The sequence below is a fragment of the Thermaurantiacus tibetensis genome, from assembly GCF_015354055.1.
GTDB lineage: Bacteria > Pseudomonadota > Alphaproteobacteria > Sphingomonadales > Sphingomonadaceae > Thermaurantiacus > Thermaurantiacus tibetensis.
On record NZ_JACHTM010000002.1, the window covers coordinates 693,219 to 710,638 of the forward strand.

The window sequence follows — 17,420 nt, forward strand, 5'->3', positions numbered from 1 at the left end:
GGGCTCAGCGCTCCGCCTGAACGAGCGCCTGGCGTACGGCGCGCGCCACCTGCCGCCCCGTCTCGGCGAGGAACTGCGGCTGCCGCGCGCCCGCCCCGGCCGCACCCCCCTGCACCTGCACGGAGAGATTGACGACCGTCGCCGCGCGCGCGCCCGCGGCTTCGATCCGCCCACTCGCGGTCGGCACGAAGAGTTCCGGCCCCGCCTCGCCCACGAGATAGGCCCGCCCGGGGCTGACGGGTCCGCCCGTCGCCCGGCCAGGCAGGCCGGCTCCCGCAAGCCCGGCGAGCATCCCGGAAAGCCCGCCGCCGCCGAACTCGATCCTGAGCGCGGCCGCGGCGATCTCGCCGAGGGCGCGCGCCGCCACCTTCGCCAGATCCTCGAACTCCATCCGCCCGCCGCGCGCCGCGCGCGCCAGCGCCGCCTCGATTCCGCGTCCGGCAGCCTCCGCTCCCGCGCCAAGCCCGGTCTCGAGCGTCTGCCGCATCTCGAGCACGTCGCGCCGGAAGGCGTCCATGTCCGCCCTCACGGCCACCGCCATCGAGTCGAACCCGTCATCCATCGGGAAACTCCCGCATCAGCCGCTCCAGATCCGCGCGCACCGCCGCCGGGATCTGGCCGCCGAACCGACCCTCCAACGCCAGCACCAGGTCGCAGACGGTCGCCGCCCAGAACTGGTCCGGAGTCCAGCCAAGCCGCCCGGTGGCCAGCCGCGCTGCTGCCAGCGCGAACTCCGAAAACCGCGTCATGCCCCGCCGAACACGGCGGCAAGGAGCGCACGATAGGCCGAGAGCACCCGCCGGAGCCCGGCCTCGGCGAGCGCCGCCTCGAAGGCGGCGCGCTCGCCAAAGGCGTCGCCCGTGCGGCAATGCCACAGGAGCGCCGCCGCATCGGCCAGCCGCACGTCGCCACCCGCCACCCGCTCGAGGAGGGCCGGCAGGCTCCCGAGCTCCTGCTCGGCCGCCACCAGCGCCGCGAAGCTCGGCCGCAGGCGCACCGCTCCCGAGGCGAGCGCCAGCTCCACCTCGCCCCGGAGCGGGTTCGCGGAAGCGGCGTTCACAGCGCCTCCACCGGGCCCGAGCTCTCGAGCGAAACCGTGTAGCTCCGCTCGCCGTTGAAGTCGCCGGCATAGTCGAGGCGCACCACCTGGAAGGTCCCGCGCAGCCGCTCCCCGCCTTCGAAGCTCACCTCGAACCGGTCGAGCGCGCCCGAGAGCGCCCGGCTCTTCAGCTGCAGCTCCGCCGCCGAGCCGGTGAACACCCCGGCTCCCGAGATGGAGACCGCGCGCACTCCGGCCCCGCCCAGGAGCTCGCGCCAGCCGTTCGAGCCCTTGTTGGTCACCACCACCTGCTGCGCGCTGATGCTGAGCTGGGTGGTCCTGAGCCCGGCCACGGTCCGGAACTGCTCCGGCTCGCCGCCGTCGGAAAGCTTCAGAAGAAAGGCCGCGCCACTCTCGACCGCCATGACATCACTCCCTGATCGTGCGCGCAAGGAACTCGAGGCGCCCCTCGGTCCAGCTGCGCGGGTTGCGCTTCACCAGAGACCGCAGCAGCCGCAGGGCCACGATCCTGAGGCCCTCCCCCGCCCGCGGCATCCCGAGGACCGCCGCCTCGATCTCGCCCATCAGCGCCTTGGCGCCCGCCATGCCGTCCCGGCCGATCCAGACCGAAACGGTCAGCCGGTGCTCGTGGCCGCCGCCGTCCTTCCAGGCCCAGGGCTGCATGCTGTCCGGCCCGAGGCCGATGAAGGGGGGCCGCGCGTCGGCCGGCGGCCCGTCATGCACCGCCACTCCCGCCGCGCGCAGCGGCGGATGGGCCTCGAGGGCTGCCACCAGCAGCCGCTGGAGCCTGAGGCTCGCGTCCATCCCGTCTCTCCGCAAGCATGGGGGCGCTCAGCCCCCGAACTCCTCGGCCACCACCATCAGCCGGTCCGGCGCGGCCGGGTCGCGGTCGATCCCCGTCACCCGGAGATCGAGGTCGCGCCACCTGAGGCGCATCCCGAGCGCCACTTCCGCACTGCTGCGCAGCATGATGCGCCACCGCCGGAACGGCACCCGCGTCTCCGCCACCAGGGTGGAGAGGTTGAGCGCATCCACCGGCCGCATCTCGGCCCAGTGCTCGCCCACCGTGCGCCACTGCTCGTGCGAGCCCCCGGCGCCATCGGGCGCATGGACGGCCCGCTCCAGCCGCACCCGCTGCTTCAGCCGCCCGGCAATCTCCGCAGTCATCCTCCCCTCCTCACGAAAGCCGCAGCCGGCGCCACGGCGCCAGCATCTGGCAGACGCTCGCGGGCAGGCCGGCCTCCGCGCTCCCGTCCCGGTGGGCGTGCAGGTGACCGACGGTCCGCAGCACCGCGAGCCGCAGGGGATCGGGAAGCCCGTTCCAGTCCTCGGCCATCCCCGCCCGGTAGCGCGCCCGCCGCAGCCGCCCGGGGCCGCGCAGCAGCCTCACCGTGCCGTCACCGGCAGGCCCCAGGGCGAGTCGCCAGTCCCCGGGCTCCACCGCCACCTCCCCACCCGTCGCATCGGTCGCGAAGAGCTCGAGGAGCGCGATGACCGGCCCGGCCGACAGCCGCACCTCGGCGCCGGCAGATGCGAACCGCTCCTCGACGGCGCGCGCCACCAGGAGCCGCCCGAGCCATGCCTCCACAAGGCCGGTTGCCGCCCGCATCAGGCCGGCAAGCACCGCATCCTCGGCATCCGTCTCGATCCGGAGATAGGCCTTGGCCTCGCCCAGCGGCGCCACCGGCGGCGCTGCCTCCATCGTCAGCATCAGCGGTTCTCCACCCTCACCACGATCGAGCGCTCGTCGATCGCGCCATCCGAGAAGGTCACCCGGTTGCGGACGGCATAGACCTGGCCGGGCGCGCCGCCGGTCAGCCACACCAGCGTCGCCGTCCCTTCGATCGCCGGGCTCTCGGCCACGAGGCCGCCGGCCACCGCCGGCTCCACCGCCCATTCGCTTGCCGCGAGCGCCACCCCGCCCTCGGTCCAGTCCGACCAGTCGAAGCGGTAGTCGAGGCGTGCATCGGGGTCCTTCAGAAACATCGTCCGCTCCTCCGTCCGCCAGGGGGCCGTCGCCCGCTCACACCGGGTCGGCGATCTCGATCGCCCAGCCGGCGATCGTCACCGTTCCCCCCGGCGCGACCGCCTGGTCGGGGCAGGTGGTCACGTAGAGGAGCCGTGAGGCTGCCGTGTCGAGGAGCGCGACATGGTTCGCCGTCCCGCCCGCCAGCACGGGCAGGCCCGACTTCGCGGCCACCGTCACCTTCCGGCCCGAGACGTCGCCAGCGCCAAGGGCGAAATCCGCCGGCGCCATCGGCGCCTCGGCCAGCCGGCCCGCCATCGCCTCGGCGAAGGTCGCGGGCTGGGCGGCCAGCGCCACCATCCGGTCGGCGGCCGCCACCGCCTGAAGTGCAGCATCGAGAACCGTGGGAGAGACCCACTTCGCCATCGTCCGTCTCCTCTTCGCGGGGCCCCGGCAGCAGGCCCGTCAATCCCGCTCGGGGCGCGCGGTGCGCAGGTCGCGCGGCACCCTTGTCACCCGCATGCCACGCGTGCCGCCTCCTGACCCGGGTGCGAAACCCAGAAACGCCGCGAGGCTTGCCAGCGCGTGGCGCGCCGACGTCGCCGCGGCTGCGAAGGCCACGCCGAGCGCCGGGGTCGTCGCCCGGTGCGCATGCCGTCCCGAACCGGTCCCGAGCGTGGCCTCCGGCGGCCCCATGGGCTCGGCCTCGATCGCGCCCGCCGTCCATGTCGCGCCGGTCCTGAGCGTGCCGGCGCGGTCGGCATCCACCTGGGCGGTCGTTGCACGGCCGAGGAGCGGGCTTCCGGCAAGCGGCCGGTAGTCGCCGTTGCCGGCGCCGCCATCGGCCACCCCGGCCGGCGCCGAAAACCGCGGCCATGCGACGTTGCCCGGCGGCACCGACGACACCGCCTCCACCGGCGACACGATGCAGCGCAGGCCGCGGTTCTCGATGGTCGCGCCGTTCAGTGAGCCGAGGACGATCCGCCAGCCGTCGACGTTCCCCTCGTTCAGGTGCCCGAAGAACACCTGCCAGCCCTGCACGAGGTGCCCGCGGTAGCCGTGGGCTCCAGGTCCTCGCGCGCTGGCCAGCGAGCCGGTGAAGAACTCGCCGTGCTTCGAGACGATCCGGTCATAGTAGTTGTTGGCGATCCGGCACCCGGCGTAGCTGTTGTAGCGCGTCAGCGCATTCTCGAGCGTCGTCCAGCCGGGCTGGTTGTACATGTGGTTGGCGCGGTCGCCGATGAACGTGTTGTGCTCGATGATCGCGCCCCGCATGTCGAACTCGGTGGCGTTGAGCTCGCCCTGCTGGTAGGCAGGGCCATCGGCACCGCCGGACTTCTCGAACAGGTTGCCCACCACGTTGAGGCGCACGCTCTTCAGGCGCCCGTCCGTGTCCGTGTAGGTCGGCGTCTGGAACGCCCAGGTCGCCGCGTGCACGTGCCGGAGGTCGTTGAACCACCAGTGCACGTCCTCGCGGCAGCGTGGGCTCGCGGTTCCATGGAGCGCCGGCGCGAAGAGCGGCGTCTGGGTCGAGGCAGGCAGCGCCTTCGCGCAGCCGATGACGACCGGCGAGGCGAAGCTCTGGCGGGCCACGCACGAGCGCGCCACCATCGTTGCGCAGCTCAGCTGGGTGAACCCGGCCGAGACCAGGTCCATGGTCATCGCGGTCGCCCAGTTCGGCATGTCGCTTCCGGTCGTCGGGTTCACCCCGAAGGTCGAAAGCGGCGTTGCCGGGTTGTCGTCGCGGATGAGCGTGCCTGCGTCGAACCAGTGGTAGCGGCCGGCAGCGGTCGGAAATCCGACGTTCCGCATCCGGAACTCGAGGTTGCGCGTGCGCAGCCGCGCATGCCCGCCGTAGTTGTGGGTGCCAGACGTCGCCCCGCGGATCACTGCACCGGCGGCACCCTGCCAGGTGATCCAGGTCTCGTTCGAGGTCCCCGAAACGGCGGTGGCCGTGCTCCAGTCGTGGGTCCCGGCCACGAAGAAGATCTCGGCGCCGTCCATGGCATTGGCGCTTGCGGCAACCCCGTTCGCGGCCGGAAGCGTGCGGGAGAGCCAGCGCACGACCGAGCCGGCCACTGCCTGGTTCGCGCAGCGGTCGGCCACGGGAAGCGCGAGCGCGCTGGCCCGCGCCTCCTCCGGCGTGTTGCCCAGCCCGGCAAACCGCTCGGCCTCGTTGCGGCTCGTCACGTTGCTCGTCCGCGTGCCGGCGGGGTCCACCACCACGCACACGTAGCGGTAGTAGGTCGAGGGCGCGTGCCCCAGCGGGTTGGTGCCGCCGCCGGGGTTGGCCTGCGTCGTGTAGCCGTAGCGGGTGCCCGTCCGGTCATAGGCGAGGAGGAGCGGCCGCTCCGCTTCGGCATTTGCACCTGCACTCGGGGCAGACGCGCCCGGATGCAGCGCGGAAGGCGCCGCAGTCGCCGGGTCGAGGGCGCCCGAGGAATGGCGCACCGGCCCGAACCAGGGGAAAAGCGTCCAGTGAAGCGCGATCAGTCCGTCGCCGAGGTAGGTGCCGGGCTCGCCCTCCACCTCCAGGCTCACCTGCCCGGTCCACAGGCGGACGGAGTCGCCGTAGCGGGTGGAGGTGCCGATCGCGAGCCACGTTGGCACGCTCCGCCGGGTCCCGTCGGTCGCGATGATCCTGACCGCCGCCAGCCCCGCCTTGCCTTCGGGCAGGCCATGCGCGGCAACCAGGTCCACCTGCACGGCGTTGGCTGGCGCGGCCGGCGTGCCGCGGATGGCCTCGTAGGGCACGGTTGCCCAGCGCGCCGAGGGCAGCTCGAGCGGCGTCGTCGAGCCGTTGGTCGCCGCCACCACCTGGTCGCTTGCTGCCCCGGTCCGCCAGCCGGCGCGAAAGCGCACCGAGACCGTCTCGCCCGGCGCAACCGGCTTGTGCAGCATCAGGCGGATTTGGCGGATGCCTCCGCCGAGATCCTGCTCGCCAAGCGGCCGGTTGTTGGGCTTGAACGCCTCGCCCGAGAAGCCCGAGGGCACGGGCGTGCCGGGGAAGTCGGGGTAGGGGGCGTAGCGCAGCGAATGGGCCACCACCTCGCGCGTGCGCACGCCCGGCACTGCCGCGCCGCCGGGGCCGCGCCCATGGCCAGGGCCCGAGACGGTCGCCACCACGCGGGCCGTTGCTTCGGTCTGGTCCACCGCGTTGGGGCCGGGGAAGAGCGCGAAGTCGGCCTCGAGCGAAGGCGCGCCCACCGCGCAGTTCACGGCAAGTGTCCAGCCGTCGGCTTCCACGGCGCAGGCGGTGACAAGTCCCATGAAGCGATCCTGGGCGAAGGGGTTCGAAACGAAGGGGGGCCGCCGCGCCGCGGCGGCCCCGGGGCCGAAGCATCAGCTGGCCGAGAAGCGCATCAGCTTGATCGCCTCGCTGTTGACGAGCGCCCCGCCCACGCGCCGGGTCGCGTAGAAGTGCACGAACGGCTTGTTCGAGAAGGGGTCGCGCAGCACGGTCGTCTCCGCCCGCTCGGCGATCGTGTAGGCCGTCCGGAACTGGCCGAAGGCAATCGAGAGCGAGTTGGCGGCGATGTCGGGCATCGCATCCGCCTCGATCACCGGGTAGCCGAGGAGGGTGGCCGGCTGGTCGGCGGCCAGCGCCGGCTGCCAGATGAACTGGCCGGTCGAGTCCTTGAACTTGCGAATGACGGAGAGGGTGTTCGCGTTCATCACCCACACCGCCCCCTGCCGGTAGGGCGCGCGCAGCGCATGGACGAGGTCGATCAGCCGGTCCGAGGGGTTGGCGGCCGGGAAGGCGCCAGCTGCACCCGAGGGCACCACCTGCACCGTCCCGAACGGCCGCGTCGCGTCGGGGGTCGTCGCGACCGGGTAGGTCAGGAAGCCGCGCGGCTGGTCGGTGCCCGTCCCCGTCACGAACGCCGTCCCCTCGGCCCGGGCGAAGTCGAGCGCGATCTCGTTCGCAAGCCAGGCCTCCACGTCGAACATCGCGTCATCGAGGATCGCCTGGGTCGCCGCCGGGTTGGCGTAGAGCTCGCCCATCGGGATGGCCACTTCCTGGAAGGTCGGCGTGTTGGTCTCGGGCCGGCCGGCCGACTCGCTCACCCAGCCGCTCGCAAAGCCTCCGGTCGTGATGAGCCGGCGGTAGCTCGCGCTGCCCACCTTCACCACGTTCGCCACCGAGCGGATCGGCGAGATGGACCGGAGCGTCGATTCGATCATCTGGTCGATCTCGCGCGGCACCGCCACGCCGCCGTCGCCCGGCACATTGCCCTGGAAGCGCTTCACCTCGAAGCCGCCGTCGAGGCCCTTCCGGAGATAGCCGTCGGCAAAGGCCGCCCGCTCGGGGTCGGCGCGCGTGCCACCCAGCGCAGGCCGGGCGCGCTCCACCAGCTGGCGGCTCAGCGCCGCCAGTTCCGACTTCACCGCCGCCACCGTCTCCTTCATCGTCGCGATCTCGGCCGGGTCGATCTCGCTTGCCACGAACGCCGGCGCCGCCGGCGCCGCGAGGGCGTCGGCCTTGGTCTCGTAGGTCATCGTCTGCTCTCCACGCTTGCAGTCAGGAACAGGGGGACCGGGCCACCGGCCAATCCCTCAAGGCGGTCACGCGTCGGCCACGATCGCCGTCACGCGCGCGCGCTCGTGCATCGGCAGGGTCACCACCGAACATTCGAGAAGCTCGAGCTTCAGAAGCTCCCGGCCGCCGCCGGGAACGGGGCGCGCCGTCTTCACCCGGTAGCCGAACGAGAGGCCGTCGACCGCCCGCGCCCGCATGAGCGCCAGCGCGTCGCGCCCGTCGCGGCAGTCGGCACTGACCAGCGCCTCCATCCGCAGGCCATGCGCATCCTCGACGAGCGAGACCACCCGGCCGATCGGCCGCTCCACGTCGTGCTGCCAGAGCAGCGGCACGTCGGCGCGGTTGCCGGCAAAGGCGCCGCGGCGCACCACGTCGCCCGAGCGGTCCGGGGTGTCGAAGCGGCTCACGTAGCCGCGCACCCTGACGCTTGCGCCGCTCATGCCGCGTCTCCCGCAACCGCCGCGTCCGCGCCGCCCGGCGCCTCGCCCGTCCGCCCGCGCCGGCCCCAGCCAAGGAGCTCGCGCTTCTCGTCCACGCTCAGGAAGTCGGCGGCCGCCACGTGCCGCCACAGCGCTTCGCGGTCGGCCCAGAGCGCCGGAATGGCGTCGAGGTCCGGCTCGATCCTGAGGCCCGGCCACCAGCGCGAAAGCTGGCGCGAGAAGCCGTCGGTGATCCGGCCGAGAAGCGGCAGCACCGTCAGCCGCCACAGCGCCACATTGGCCTGGGCATAGTTGGCGTAGGTCGCATCGCCCGGAAGTCCGAGGAGCATCGGCGGCACGCCGAAGGCGAGCGCCACCTCGCGCGCGGCCGCCTCCCGTGCCCGGCCGAAGTCGAGCTCGGCCGGGGTCAGCGCGATCGGCTGCCACCTGAGCCCGCCCTCGAGCAGCATCGGCCGCCCGGCGTTGACCGCGCCCTGGAAGGCCCCCTCCACTTCCTCGCGCAGCCGCTCGAACTGCTCGGCGGAAAGCGGGGTGCCGTCCTTCGTCTCGTGGACGAGCGCGCCCGAGGGCCTCGCCGCGTTGGCGATGAGCGAGCGGTTCCACCGCGCCGCGGCATTGAGGAGCGCAACCGCATCCGCCGCGGCACCGAGGCAGCCAAGGCCGAGATGGTCGTCGAGCGGGTTCACCATCCGCAGGTGGAGGAGCGGCGGGCGCTCCCCATCCCAGTCGGCCGGAAAGCGCTGCGCCCGCCCGCCCGCCTTGTGGAGATAGGCGCGGGGCCAGCCGTCCGCGTCGAGCTCGATCTGCACCCGCTCGGGCCGCAGGGGCCAGGCTTCGGCGGGCCGCCCGGCGGCATCGAGCCCGAACACCACGTAGGCGTTGCCATGGAGCAGCAGGTGGGTCGCGATCGTCTCGCGCAGCATGCCCGAGAGCAGCGCGAGGGCGGGGTGGTCCGCGCCTGCCACCACGAGGGGCGCGTGGCCGGCGGCCTCGGCCACCAGCCGCACCGCCCGCTGGGCGATGGCGTTGCGGCCATAGGCTTCCTCCACCCGGGCCTCGTAGCTCGCCGGAAGCTCGGTCGCGCCCGCCCGCAGGCCGGCGGCCGCCGGCCGCGGGAAGGCCATGTCCTTGCGCTGGAAGACCGGCCAGCGCATCAGCGGCGCTCCGTCGGCGGCGCCGGCGTCGGGCCCACCGCGATCAGTCCGCCGCCGACGATGAACGAGATCGCCTGGGCAAGGTGCATCGCCTTCATCGGGTCGCTGCCCACCGCCACCGCGATCATCGCCAGGCCTACCCAGGTCGAGCCTTCGCGGGCCCGCATCGCCAGCCACGTCAGCAGTCTGTCCATGTCATGGTCCTCTTCGTCTGGCGCCCGCCGGCGCCGGGAGGTCGGGCCGCGCGCGCTGTCGCTGCCGCGGGCGGCGCTCAGATGCTGCGCAGCGTCGGCGCCGGCGGGCGCGGCGCCAGCATGAGTTCGGTCAGTGCCCAGACCAGCGCGTCGGCCCGGTCGGGCGAGCTTCCCGGGCCCCGGTAGGCTCCGCCCTGGATGAGGCCGCACAGCTGGTCCTCGAGTTCGGGGAAGGGCCGCGCATGGGCGACGAGGCCGCGCGCGTAGAGCGTGGCCACCGGCTCGGCGCGGGCCACCTTGCCGATGCTGGCCCTGACCGGCTTCAGCGGCAGCCGCGGGTGGCCATGGGCTTCGAGCACCGACTCGATCATCCGCCCGCCCTGGTTCACCTCGACGACGATGCAGTCCGCGCCATGCTCGGCGTGGGCGCGCACCACGGCGCTTGCCCAGGCGTCGGGCGAGGCATCGGGCAGGCTCGCGTCCGTGAGCACATAGGCCTTGCCGGCCGAATCCCGTCCCGCCACCACGATCCCGCAGGTCCCCGGCCCGGCCGGCGGGTCCACGCCCACCACCACGCGGTCGAGCGGCCCCTCGGGCGCCATCCGGCAGCGTTCGAGGCCATCCCGGCTCCACAGCGCGCCCTCGATCCGCTCGAGGATCTCGCCCGAGAGCTCCTGCCGGCCGAGCGCGGTGCCGCCGTAGCCTGCCTCCATGTCGGCGAGGAACGAGGCCGGCAGGTTCAGCCGGTTGTCGAAGGTGGACCCGCGGGTCATGACCACGCCGTCCATCTTCGTCAGCGCGCGCAGGAAGGCGGTCGGCCGCGGCGTCGTCGTCACCACCACCTGCGGCCGCGCGCCGAGCCGCAGGCACATCCGCAGGTTGTCCCAGGCCGGCCGCGGCCGGTTCCAGGCGGCGATCTCGTCGCACCAGGCGGCATGGAACTGCGGGCCCCTCAGCGCATCGGGCTCGCCAGCCGAGAAGAGGGTCGCCACTGCCCCGCTCGGCCAGTGGAGCTCGCGCTTCGAGCGCAGGAAGAGCGGCCGGTTCTCCGGGGGCGCGGTCGCAAGGATGCCCGATTCGCCGCGCACCATCACCGTCTCGGCGTCATGAAGCGTGGCGCCAACGAGGGCGATCCGGCAGCCCGGGGTCATGAGCGCGGTCCGGTTCACCCACTCGGCGCCTGCGCGGGTCTTGCCGAAGCCGCGCCCTGCGAGGATGAGCCAGATCGCCCAGTCGCCTTCGGGGGCCAGCTGCGCGGGCCGCGCCCGGAACCGCCAGTCGTTCAGGAGACGCCACTGGTCCTTAAGCGGCACGCCGGCGAGACAGGCCGCGCGCGCCTCGGGCGGGAGGAGCGCCAGCCGCTCGATGAGCGAGAGCGACGGCGCCGGCAGCTCGGTCATCTTCACCGACAGTCCTTCGCGGGTCACCTCCCCGGTCGCGCCCTGCCCTGATACCGGCGTGGCCGGCTGCCAGGGGGCGGAAAGGCGGGCCGCCGCCGGGGCGCGGGGCCCCGGCGGCGGCCGGAGGTGGCCCGGCAGCGCGAGGGTCGCGCGGCGGGCCGTCGGGGAGGGGAGGCGCTCCAGACCCAGTTCCGGAGCGTGACCACTCCCCTATACCAGAGCGTGACGCTTGTCAAGCAGAAAAAGAACCACTATGGTTTTCATAGTGCCGGGCCAGCCGCTCCAGTGCCATGCCCAGCACCAGCTTGCCCGAACGCACCGGCCAGCCCAGGCCCTTCTCGGCCGGCTCGAGGCCCTCGCCCGCGCACACCACCCGCCAGAGGATGTCGGCAAGCCCCGGCCCCACCGCCTCCATGGCGGCATGGAAGCGGGCGCGGGCGGCAAGGCTGCCGAGGATCTGCGCGTCCGCGCCGCGGGGCGCTGCGCTGTCCGCAGGTGCGGCGAGATCCCAGCGCATGGTCACGCGCGCATCCAGCCGGGCCAGATGATGGTCGCGCCGCAGCCGCTCGCCCGCGGCCAGCTGGCGGTCGTCGATGAACTTCCGCCGGTGCAGCCAGGAGAGCGGCGATTCGTCCAGGTTGACCGCGACCAGCTGGCGGTCGATCGCGTCGGCAGGTGCCAGCCGCCTGCGCCCGATTGTCCGATTCGGATAGGCTTTCGCATCGATCACGGCAGTCTCCTCTCGACAGTGCCGCGCGGTCTTGCCATATTGGCATTTGTGTAGGACATGGGGTTTCCAGAGCCAGAGGCAGCGAAGGCGCCGGAGACGGCCGGGAAGACCTTGGGGGAGGAACAGGGATCATGACGTCACGCCTGCGCGAGCTCCGCAAGGCGCGCGGACTGACGCTCGCCGAACTCGCCGCACGCTGCGATCCGCCCACGACCGCCGTCACCATCGGCCGCCTCGAGACCGGCATGCGCCGCCTCACCCTCCCCTGGATGGAGCGCATCGCAAAAGCCCTCGACGTCGCGCCGGCCGATCTCCTGCCGGAGCGCTCGGCCACCAGCCTGCCCGTCGCCGCCGTCCTCGGCCGCGACGGCGCACAAGCCCCATCCGCCCCGCTCATGGCCCCGGTCCCGGTCCCCGTCGCCGGCGCCATCGCCCTCCTCGTCCAGGCCTCGGCCGGAGACTATCGTGCGGGCGACACGCTCTGGCTCGAGCAGCTGCCGCCCGAGCGCTTCGCCGAGGCCGTCAACACCGATGTCCTTGTCCCCCGCCCGGTCGGCCGCTTCGCCTTCGGCCGCCTCGCCGCCGTCGAGGCCGGCCGCCTGCAGATCCTCCCGCCCGCGCCCGGCAGCCGCCAGGTCGTCGTGGCCGATCCGCCCTGGATCGGCCGCGCCGCCATGCTCATCCGCCGCCTCTAGTCCGGCCTCACAGCCGCGGCAGCGTCACCCCGCGCTGGCCCTGGTACTTGCCCGCCCGGTCGGCATAGCTCGTCTCGCACACGCCCTCGCCCTTCAGGAACAGGAACTGGCACGCCCCCTCGTTCGCGTAGATCTTCGCCGGAAGCGGCGTGGTGTTCGAGAACTCGAGCGTCACGTGCCCCTCCCACTCCGGCTCGAGCGGCGTCACGTTCACGATGATCCCGCACCTGGCATAGGTGCTCTTGCCGAGGCAGATGACCAGCACGTCGCGCGGGATCCGGAAATATTCCACCGTCCGCGCCAGCACGAAGGAATTGGGCGGGATCACGCACACCGCCTGCTTGCGGTCCACGAAGCTCGCCGCCGAGAAGGCCTTCGGGTCGACGAGCGCATTGTCCACGTTGGTGAAGATCTTGAACTCGTCGGCCACCCGCGCGTCGTAGCCGTAGGACGACAGCCCGAACGAGACGCACCCCTCGCGCCGCTGCGCCTCGACGAAGGGCTCGATCATGCCGTTCGTCAGCGCCTGCTCGCGGATCCACCAGTCCGGCATTACCCCCATGCCCGCCTCCTCCCTGGCTCCGTCACTGGCGGATGTGCAGCACGCAGATCAGCGTGAACAGCCGCCGCGCGGTATCGAAGTCCATCTCCACCTTCCCCTCCAGCCGCTCGAGCAGCAGCTGGGCGGCTGCGTTGTGGATGCCGCGCCGGGCCATGTCGATCGTCTCGATGGCGCTCGGGCTCGCGTTCCTGATCGCCTTGTAATAGCTGTCGCAGATCGCGAAATACTCGCGCACCGTCCGCCGGAAGGGGGCAAGCCCCAGCTGGATCGCGCCCAGCGGCACCTTCGCCTCGTCGGAGATCTCCATCACCAGCCGCCCCTCCTCCACCCGGAGGAACAGCCGGTAGGGGCCATCGTGGGCAATCCCGAGCGGCCGGAAGCTGTTGCCCTCGAGCAGGTCGAAGATCGCCACGCGCCGCTCCTGCTCGACATCGGCGTTCCGCCACAGGACGGTCCTCTCGTCGAGCTCGATGGCGATGATCCGATGGCTGTCCAGCAACACCCGGCGCTTCCGTGACCGGGCCCCTGCCTAGGAAATCCGGCGCAACGGTGGCAAGCACCCGCCACCCCGCCCCGCTTCGCCTCCCGCCTCAGAAGGCCGGCTCGCTCCCCGGCGGCGCGTGGATCCCGCACTCGGTCTTGTCCCAGCCGCGCCAGCGCCCGGCGCGCGGGTCCTCGCCCGGCGCCACCCGGGTCGTGCACGGCATGCAGCCGATCGAGGGATAGCCCTCGGCCACCAGCGGGTGCGGCGGCAGCTTCCGCTCGGCCGCCCGCGCCGCGATGGCTGCTGCCGGCCAGTCGGCCAGCGGGTTCAGCTTGAGGCGCACGCCATCCGCCTCCACCTTGGGCAGGTTCGCCCGAGTCTCGGCCTGGTAGCGCTTCCGGCCCGAAATCCAGCAGTTAAAGCCCTGAAGCGCGCGGGCCAGCGGCCGCACCTTGCGCACGTCGCAGCAGCCGTCGGGGTCGTAGCTCCAGCGCAGCGCCCTGGGGTCGAGCCGCGCCAGCTCGTCCGCCTCAGGGGCAATCCAGCGCACGTCGGAGAGGCCGAGGTGCGCGGAAAGCGCCCGCGCATAGGCGAGCGTCTCCGGGAACAGCCGGCCCGTGTCCACAAACAGCACGGGGGCCGCCCGGTCCACCTGCGCCACCATGTCGAGAAGAACCGCGGACTCCGCCCCGAACGAGGAGACGACGCACACCCGCCCCCAGGCCGGGTCCGAGAAGGCCGCCGCGACAAGCGCCTCGGCCGGGGCATCGGCATAGCGCGCGGCAAGCAGGCCGGCGTCCGCAGGGCCGAACCGGCCCGGCGCTCCGTCCGCTCGCTGCGCCGCCCCCGGCCCGTCCGCAGAGGCCTCAGCCAGCCGCGCCGTCATGCCCCGTGCCGTTCCTCCCCGCCGGCCCCCGCCCGGATCCCGTGCCGTGCCGCAGCGCGAAGGCCGGCACGCTGCCGTCGGCCCCGCCCTGGTAGAAGGCGGGAAAGCGCGCCAGCGCCACGGCAGCGGCCGCAGGGTCGATCGGCCGCTCGGGCGCCACCGACGAGAAGCCCGCCCGCTTCAGGAACAGGAGCTGGTCGAGCGTCACGTCGCCCACCGCCCGCACGTCGCCGGCAAAGCCACTCTCCCGGAGGATCCTGGCCGAGGAATAGCCCCGCCCGTCGCGGAACCGCGGAAAGGCCACGCCGATCACCGCGAGGTTGCCAAGGCCGCCATGCGCGCGCACGTCCTCCCCGGGCGCGATCACGAGCTCGGGCGCCCCCGCCCGCGCCCGCGGGTCCAGCGCAAGGATGCCCCCGTCCAGCAGCCGGGGCCCGGCCTCCGCCACTGCGGCCGCCACCGCCGCCGTTTCCGCCACGGCCGCCTCAGCCACCGCCTTAGCCACCGCCGCCTCGGCCACCGCAGCCTCACCCATAGACCGCCTCCTTGAACGGCTGCGCGCCAATCCGCCGGAAGGTGTCGAGGAAGCGCTCGCCCGACCGCCGCTCGCGCAGGTAGACCTCCGTCACCTTCGCCACCGCGTCGACCACCCCGTCGGCCGTGAACCCCGGCCCCAGGATCTGCGCGATGCTCGCATCCTCCGCGCCCGAGCCGCCGAGCAGCAGCTGGTAGTTCTCCGTCCCCTTCCGGTCGACACCCAAAATCCCGATGTGCCCGGCGTGGTGGTGGCCGCAGGCGTTGATGCAGCCAGAGACCTTGATCTTCAGCTCGCCGAGCTCCGCCTCGCGCGGCCGCAGCCGGTCCGCCACCGCCATCGCCACGGGGATCGAGCGCGCGTTGGCCAGCGTGCAATAGTCGAGCCCCGGGCAGGCGATGACGTCGCTCGCAAGGCCAAGGTTGGCCGCGGCAAGCCCCACCGCCGCCAGGCCTTCGTAGACCGCCCTCAAGTCGGCGGCCCGCACGTGCGGCAGCACCAGGTTCTGCGCGTGCGTCACCCTGACCTCGTCGAAGCTGAAGCGCTCGGCAAGATCGGCCACTGCCTCCATCTGCTCCGCGCTCGCATCCCCCGGGATTCCGCCGGCGGGCTTCAGGCTCACGTTGACGATCCGGTAACCCGGCACCCGGTGCGGCTCCACCTGCCGCGCAAGCCAGGCCGCAAAGGCCGGGTCGCCACCATCCTCGACCGCGTCGGCAAGCCCGGTCTCGAACGGCGGGTCGGCAAAGAAGGCGGCGATGCGCTCCACCTCGGCCTCCGGCGCGTCGATCCCGAGCGTCCGCAGGTGCGCATGCTCCGCCTCAACCGCCCGCGCGAATTCCTCCGCCCCGAGGTCGTGGACCAGGATCTTGATCCGCGCCTTGTAGATGTTGTCCCGCCTTCCGAAGCGGTTGTAGACCCGAAGGATGGCCTCCATGTAGGAGAGGAACGCGCCGGCCGGCAGAAAGTCGCGGATCAAGGGGGCAACGAAGGGGGTGCGCCCCATCCCCCCGCCGACGAACACGCGGAAGCCGAGCGCCCCGTCGGGCCCGCGCACCAGCTGCAGGCCGATGTCGTGAAAGCGGATCGCCGCCCGGTCCGCAGCGCTCCCGGTCAGCGCGATCTTGAACTTGCGCGGCAGGTAGCTGAACTCGGGGTGGAGCGTCGACCACTGCCGCAGAAGCTCCGCCCAGGGCCTCGGGTCCGCCACCTCGTCCGCCGCCGCCCCGGCATACTGGTCGGCCGAGATGTTCCTGATGCAGTTGCCGCTCGTCTGCATGGCGTGCATCTCGACCGACGCGAGGTCGGCGAGCAGGTCGGGCGCCTCCTCGAGCCTGATCCAGTTGTACTGGATGTTCTGCCGGGTGGTGAAATGGCCGTAGCCGCGGTCGTAGCGGCGGGCCACATGGGCCAGCATCCGCAGCTGCCGCGACGAGAGCGTGCCGTAGGGAATGGCCACCCGCAGCATGTAGGCATGCAGCTGGAGGTAGAGCCCGTTCTTGAGCCGGAGCGGCTTGAAATGGTCTTCGTCGAGCGCGCCCGAGAGCCGCCGGGCCACCTGGTCGCGGAACTCGGCAACCCGCGCGTCCACGAGCGCCCGGTCGATCGCATCGTAGCGGTACATCAGCGCCAGTCCCTGCCCGGCCGGCCGAGGTCGGGCCGGACCGTCGGCCCGAAGGCGCGGATCCGCTCGCGGATGTGCCGCGGCCGCGGCCGCCCGTCCGGCCCCGGCTCGGCCTCCACGAGCGCAAGGTCGTTCACCTTCTCGGCCACCGCCTCGCGCGCGAGCAGCGCCTCGCCCTCGGCCGGCTCGAGACCCACCGCGTCCGCCACGTCCGGGCTCCAGCGGTCGCCCGCCCACCAGACGACCTCGCCGGTCCGCGAGACGTTGCCGGTCAGGAGCCTCACGCCGCCTGCTCCATCGCGCCGGCGGCCAGCACCCCGTCCCTCCTTCCGGCGGCAACCAGCGCTGCAAGCCCGGTCAGGTCCTCGGCGTTGGCAAGCCCCGCCACCCGCCCCACCACGAGAAGCGCCGGGCTTGCCACCCGCGCCCGCACCACGGCGTCGCCAAGGTCGGCAAGCAGCGTCCTGAGCGCCCGCCCGCCATCCAGCGTCCCCCGCTCGAGGATGGCAACCGGCATGTCGGGCGACACGCCGTCCGCCATCAGCTTCTCGGCGATCGCACCTGCCGTCGTCACTCCCATGTAGACGACGAGCGTCCGCCCCGGCCCGGCAAGCCCCCGCCAGTCCTGCTCCTTGAGGCCCTGGCAGGTGCCGGCCACGAAGCTCACCGCCGAGGCAAGGTCCCGGTGGGTCAGCGGCAGGTGGGCGTCCGCCGCGCAGCCCAGCGCAGCCGACACCCCCGGCACCACCTCGACCGCCACGCCCGCCGCGCGGCACGCCGCCACTTCCTCGCCGCCGCGCCCGAAGACGAAGGGGTCGCCCCCCTTGAGGCGCACCACCACCCGGCCCGCCTTCGCCTCGGCGACCAGAAGCGCGTTGATCTCCTCCTGCGGCAGCGTGTGGCGGTCGCGGCGCTTGGCAACCGACACGCGCCGCGCGTGCGCCGGCGCAAGCTCCAGCACGCGTCCGTCGACGAGCCCGTCGTGCACCACCACGTCGGCCGCCTCGAGTGCACGGACCGCGCGCAGGGTCAGAAGGTCGGGTGCGCCAGGCCCGGCGCCCACCAGGATCACGCGTCCGTCCGCAGTCTCGGCCATGGCGCCCGACTGGCCCGAAGCGCCCGCGGCCGCCAGCCACGCCTCCTTGCCCCC

24 protein-coding genes are annotated in these 17,420 nt (G+C 73.0%); 1 reads left to right on the forward strand and 23 read right to left on the reverse strand.

The window, feature by feature from the left end:
* Positions 1 to 4: 4 nt before the first annotated feature.
* The 16 genes from H3H34_RS07910 to H3H34_RS07985 form a co-directional block, all read right to left on the reverse strand.
* Positions 5 to 562 carry a tail tape measure protein gene (locus H3H34_RS07910; protein ID WP_194744708.1) on the reverse strand — a complete coding sequence of 186 codons (558 nt, stop codon included), beginning with the start codon at positions 560 to 562 and terminating at the stop codon, positions 5 to 7.
* Entirely contained in the window at positions 555 to 749 is a 195-nt protein-coding gene (locus tag H3H34_RS07915; RefSeq protein ID WP_194744709.1) for a phage tail assembly chaperone, read from the reverse strand. The genes H3H34_RS07910 and H3H34_RS07915 overlap by 8 nt, the downstream gene beginning before the upstream one ends.
* Positions 746 to 1,060, reverse strand: a complete 315-nt coding sequence (locus H3H34_RS07920) for a GTA-gp10 family protein (RefSeq protein WP_194744710.1) — start codon at positions 1,058 to 1,060, stop codon at positions 746 to 748. The genes H3H34_RS07915 and H3H34_RS07920 overlap by 4 nt, the downstream gene beginning before the upstream one ends.
* Entirely contained in the window at positions 1,057 to 1,464 is a 408-nt protein-coding gene (locus H3H34_RS07925) for a phage tail tube protein (protein ID WP_194744711.1), read from the reverse strand. The genes H3H34_RS07920 and H3H34_RS07925 overlap by 4 nt, the downstream gene beginning before the upstream one ends.
* 4 nt (positions 1,465 to 1,468) lie before the next feature.
* Positions 1,469 to 1,864 (reverse strand): DUF3168 domain-containing protein, encoded by a 396-nt coding sequence (locus H3H34_RS07930; protein WP_194744712.1) that lies wholly within the window; start codon positions 1,862 to 1,864, stop codon positions 1,469 to 1,471.
* Positions 1,865 to 1,891: 27 nt separating this feature from the next.
* A complete protein-coding gene (locus H3H34_RS07935; protein WP_194744713.1) occupies positions 1,892 to 2,227 on the reverse strand; it encodes a head-tail adaptor protein in 336 nt (111 codons plus the stop codon).
* A 10-nt stretch (positions 2,228 to 2,237) separates the two neighbouring features.
* The gene (locus H3H34_RS07940; protein WP_194744714.1) at positions 2,238 to 2,771 is read right to left on the reverse strand and encodes a head-tail connector protein; all 534 of its coding nucleotides are present in this window, start codon (positions 2,769 to 2,771) and stop codon (positions 2,238 to 2,240) included.
* Complete coding sequence (locus H3H34_RS07945) at positions 2,771 to 3,046, reverse strand: phage fiber-tail adaptor protein (RefSeq protein ID WP_194744715.1); 276 nt, start codon at positions 3,044 to 3,046, stop codon at positions 2,771 to 2,773. The genes H3H34_RS07940 and H3H34_RS07945 overlap by 1 nt, the downstream gene beginning before the upstream one ends.
* A gap of 37 nt (positions 3,047 to 3,083) precedes the next feature.
* Positions 3,084 to 3,452, reverse strand: coding sequence for a hypothetical protein (locus H3H34_RS07950; protein ID WP_194744716.1), 369 nt, complete (start codon positions 3,450 to 3,452; stop codon positions 3,084 to 3,086).
* A gap of 39 nt (positions 3,453 to 3,491) precedes the next feature.
* Positions 3,492 to 6,296, reverse strand: coding sequence for a hypothetical protein (locus H3H34_RS07955; RefSeq protein WP_194744717.1), 2,805 nt, complete (start codon positions 6,294 to 6,296; stop codon positions 3,492 to 3,494).
* A gap of 72 nt (positions 6,297 to 6,368) precedes the next feature.
* Positions 6,369 to 7,526, reverse strand: coding sequence for a phage major capsid protein (locus tag H3H34_RS07960; RefSeq protein WP_194744718.1), 1,158 nt, complete (start codon positions 7,524 to 7,526; stop codon positions 6,369 to 6,371).
* 66 nt (positions 7,527 to 7,592) lie between these two features.
* Positions 7,593 to 8,006 carry an HK97 family phage prohead protease gene (locus tag H3H34_RS07965; RefSeq protein WP_194744719.1) on the reverse strand — a complete coding sequence of 138 codons (414 nt, stop codon included), beginning with the start codon at positions 8,004 to 8,006 and terminating at the stop codon, positions 7,593 to 7,595.
* Positions 8,003 to 9,160: a phage portal protein gene (locus H3H34_RS07970; protein ID WP_194744720.1), complete on the reverse strand. Its 1,158-nt coding sequence runs from the start codon at positions 9,158 to 9,160 to the stop codon at positions 8,003 to 8,005. The genes H3H34_RS07965 and H3H34_RS07970 overlap by 4 nt, the downstream gene beginning before the upstream one ends.
* The gene (locus H3H34_RS07975) at positions 9,160 to 9,354 is read right to left on the reverse strand and encodes a hypothetical protein (protein WP_194744721.1); all 195 of its coding nucleotides are present in this window, start codon (positions 9,352 to 9,354) and stop codon (positions 9,160 to 9,162) included. Before H3H34_RS07975 ends, H3H34_RS07970 begins: the two co-directional genes overlap by 1 nt.
* Positions 9,355 to 9,431: 77 nt before the next feature.
* A complete protein-coding gene (locus H3H34_RS07980) occupies positions 9,432 to 10,754 on the reverse strand; it encodes a DNA-packaging protein (protein ID WP_194744722.1) in 1,323 nt (440 codons plus the stop codon).
* 232 nt (positions 10,755 to 10,986) lie between these two features.
* Entirely contained in the window at positions 10,987 to 11,484 is a 498-nt protein-coding gene (locus H3H34_RS07985) for a DUF6456 domain-containing protein (protein WP_408033949.1), read from the reverse strand.
* A gap of 131 nt (positions 11,485 to 11,615) precedes the next feature.
* Here H3H34_RS07985 and H3H34_RS07990 point away from each other — a divergent pair, with 131 nt between their 5' ends.
* Entirely contained in the window at positions 11,616 to 12,179 is a 564-nt protein-coding gene (locus H3H34_RS07990; protein WP_194744723.1) for a helix-turn-helix domain-containing protein, read from the forward strand.
* A gap of 7 nt (positions 12,180 to 12,186) precedes the next feature.
* On the opposite strand, the gene dcd is transcribed toward H3H34_RS07990, so the two are convergent.
* From dcd to cobA, 7 genes are all read right to left on the reverse strand, one after another.
* The gene (gene dcd, locus H3H34_RS07995) at positions 12,187 to 12,741 is read right to left on the reverse strand and encodes a dCTP deaminase (protein ID WP_194744724.1); all 555 of its coding nucleotides are present in this window, start codon (positions 12,739 to 12,741) and stop codon (positions 12,187 to 12,189) included.
* Between the two features lie 22 nt (positions 12,742 to 12,763).
* Positions 12,764 to 13,237 carry a UPF0262 family protein gene (locus tag H3H34_RS08000; protein WP_194744903.1) on the reverse strand — a complete coding sequence of 158 codons (474 nt, stop codon included), beginning with the start codon at positions 13,235 to 13,237 and terminating at the stop codon, positions 12,764 to 12,766.
* A 94-nt stretch (positions 13,238 to 13,331) separates the two neighbouring features.
* Positions 13,332 to 14,111: a phosphoadenylyl-sulfate reductase gene (locus H3H34_RS08005; protein WP_194744725.1), complete on the reverse strand. Its 780-nt coding sequence runs from the start codon at positions 14,109 to 14,111 to the stop codon at positions 13,332 to 13,334.
* The gene (locus H3H34_RS08010; RefSeq protein WP_194744726.1) at positions 14,092 to 14,646 is read right to left on the reverse strand and encodes a DUF934 domain-containing protein; all 555 of its coding nucleotides are present in this window, start codon (positions 14,644 to 14,646) and stop codon (positions 14,092 to 14,094) included. The genes H3H34_RS08005 and H3H34_RS08010 overlap by 20 nt, the downstream gene beginning before the upstream one ends.
* On the reverse strand, positions 14,639 to 16,270 hold the full coding sequence (locus H3H34_RS08015) for a nitrite/sulfite reductase (protein WP_194744727.1): 1,632 nt from the start codon (positions 16,268 to 16,270) through the stop codon (positions 14,639 to 14,641). The genes H3H34_RS08010 and H3H34_RS08015 overlap by 8 nt, the downstream gene beginning before the upstream one ends.
* Positions 16,270 to 16,554, reverse strand: a complete 285-nt coding sequence (locus tag H3H34_RS08020; RefSeq protein ID WP_194744728.1) for a DUF2849 domain-containing protein — start codon at positions 16,552 to 16,554, stop codon at positions 16,270 to 16,272. Before H3H34_RS08020 ends, H3H34_RS08015 begins: the two co-directional genes overlap by 1 nt.
* Positions 16,551 to 17,366, reverse strand: a complete 816-nt coding sequence (gene cobA, locus H3H34_RS08025; protein WP_194744729.1) for a uroporphyrinogen-III C-methyltransferase — start codon at positions 17,364 to 17,366, stop codon at positions 16,551 to 16,553. The genes H3H34_RS08020 and cobA overlap by 4 nt, the downstream gene beginning before the upstream one ends.
* Between the last annotated feature and the right edge of the window lie 54 nt (positions 17,367 to 17,420).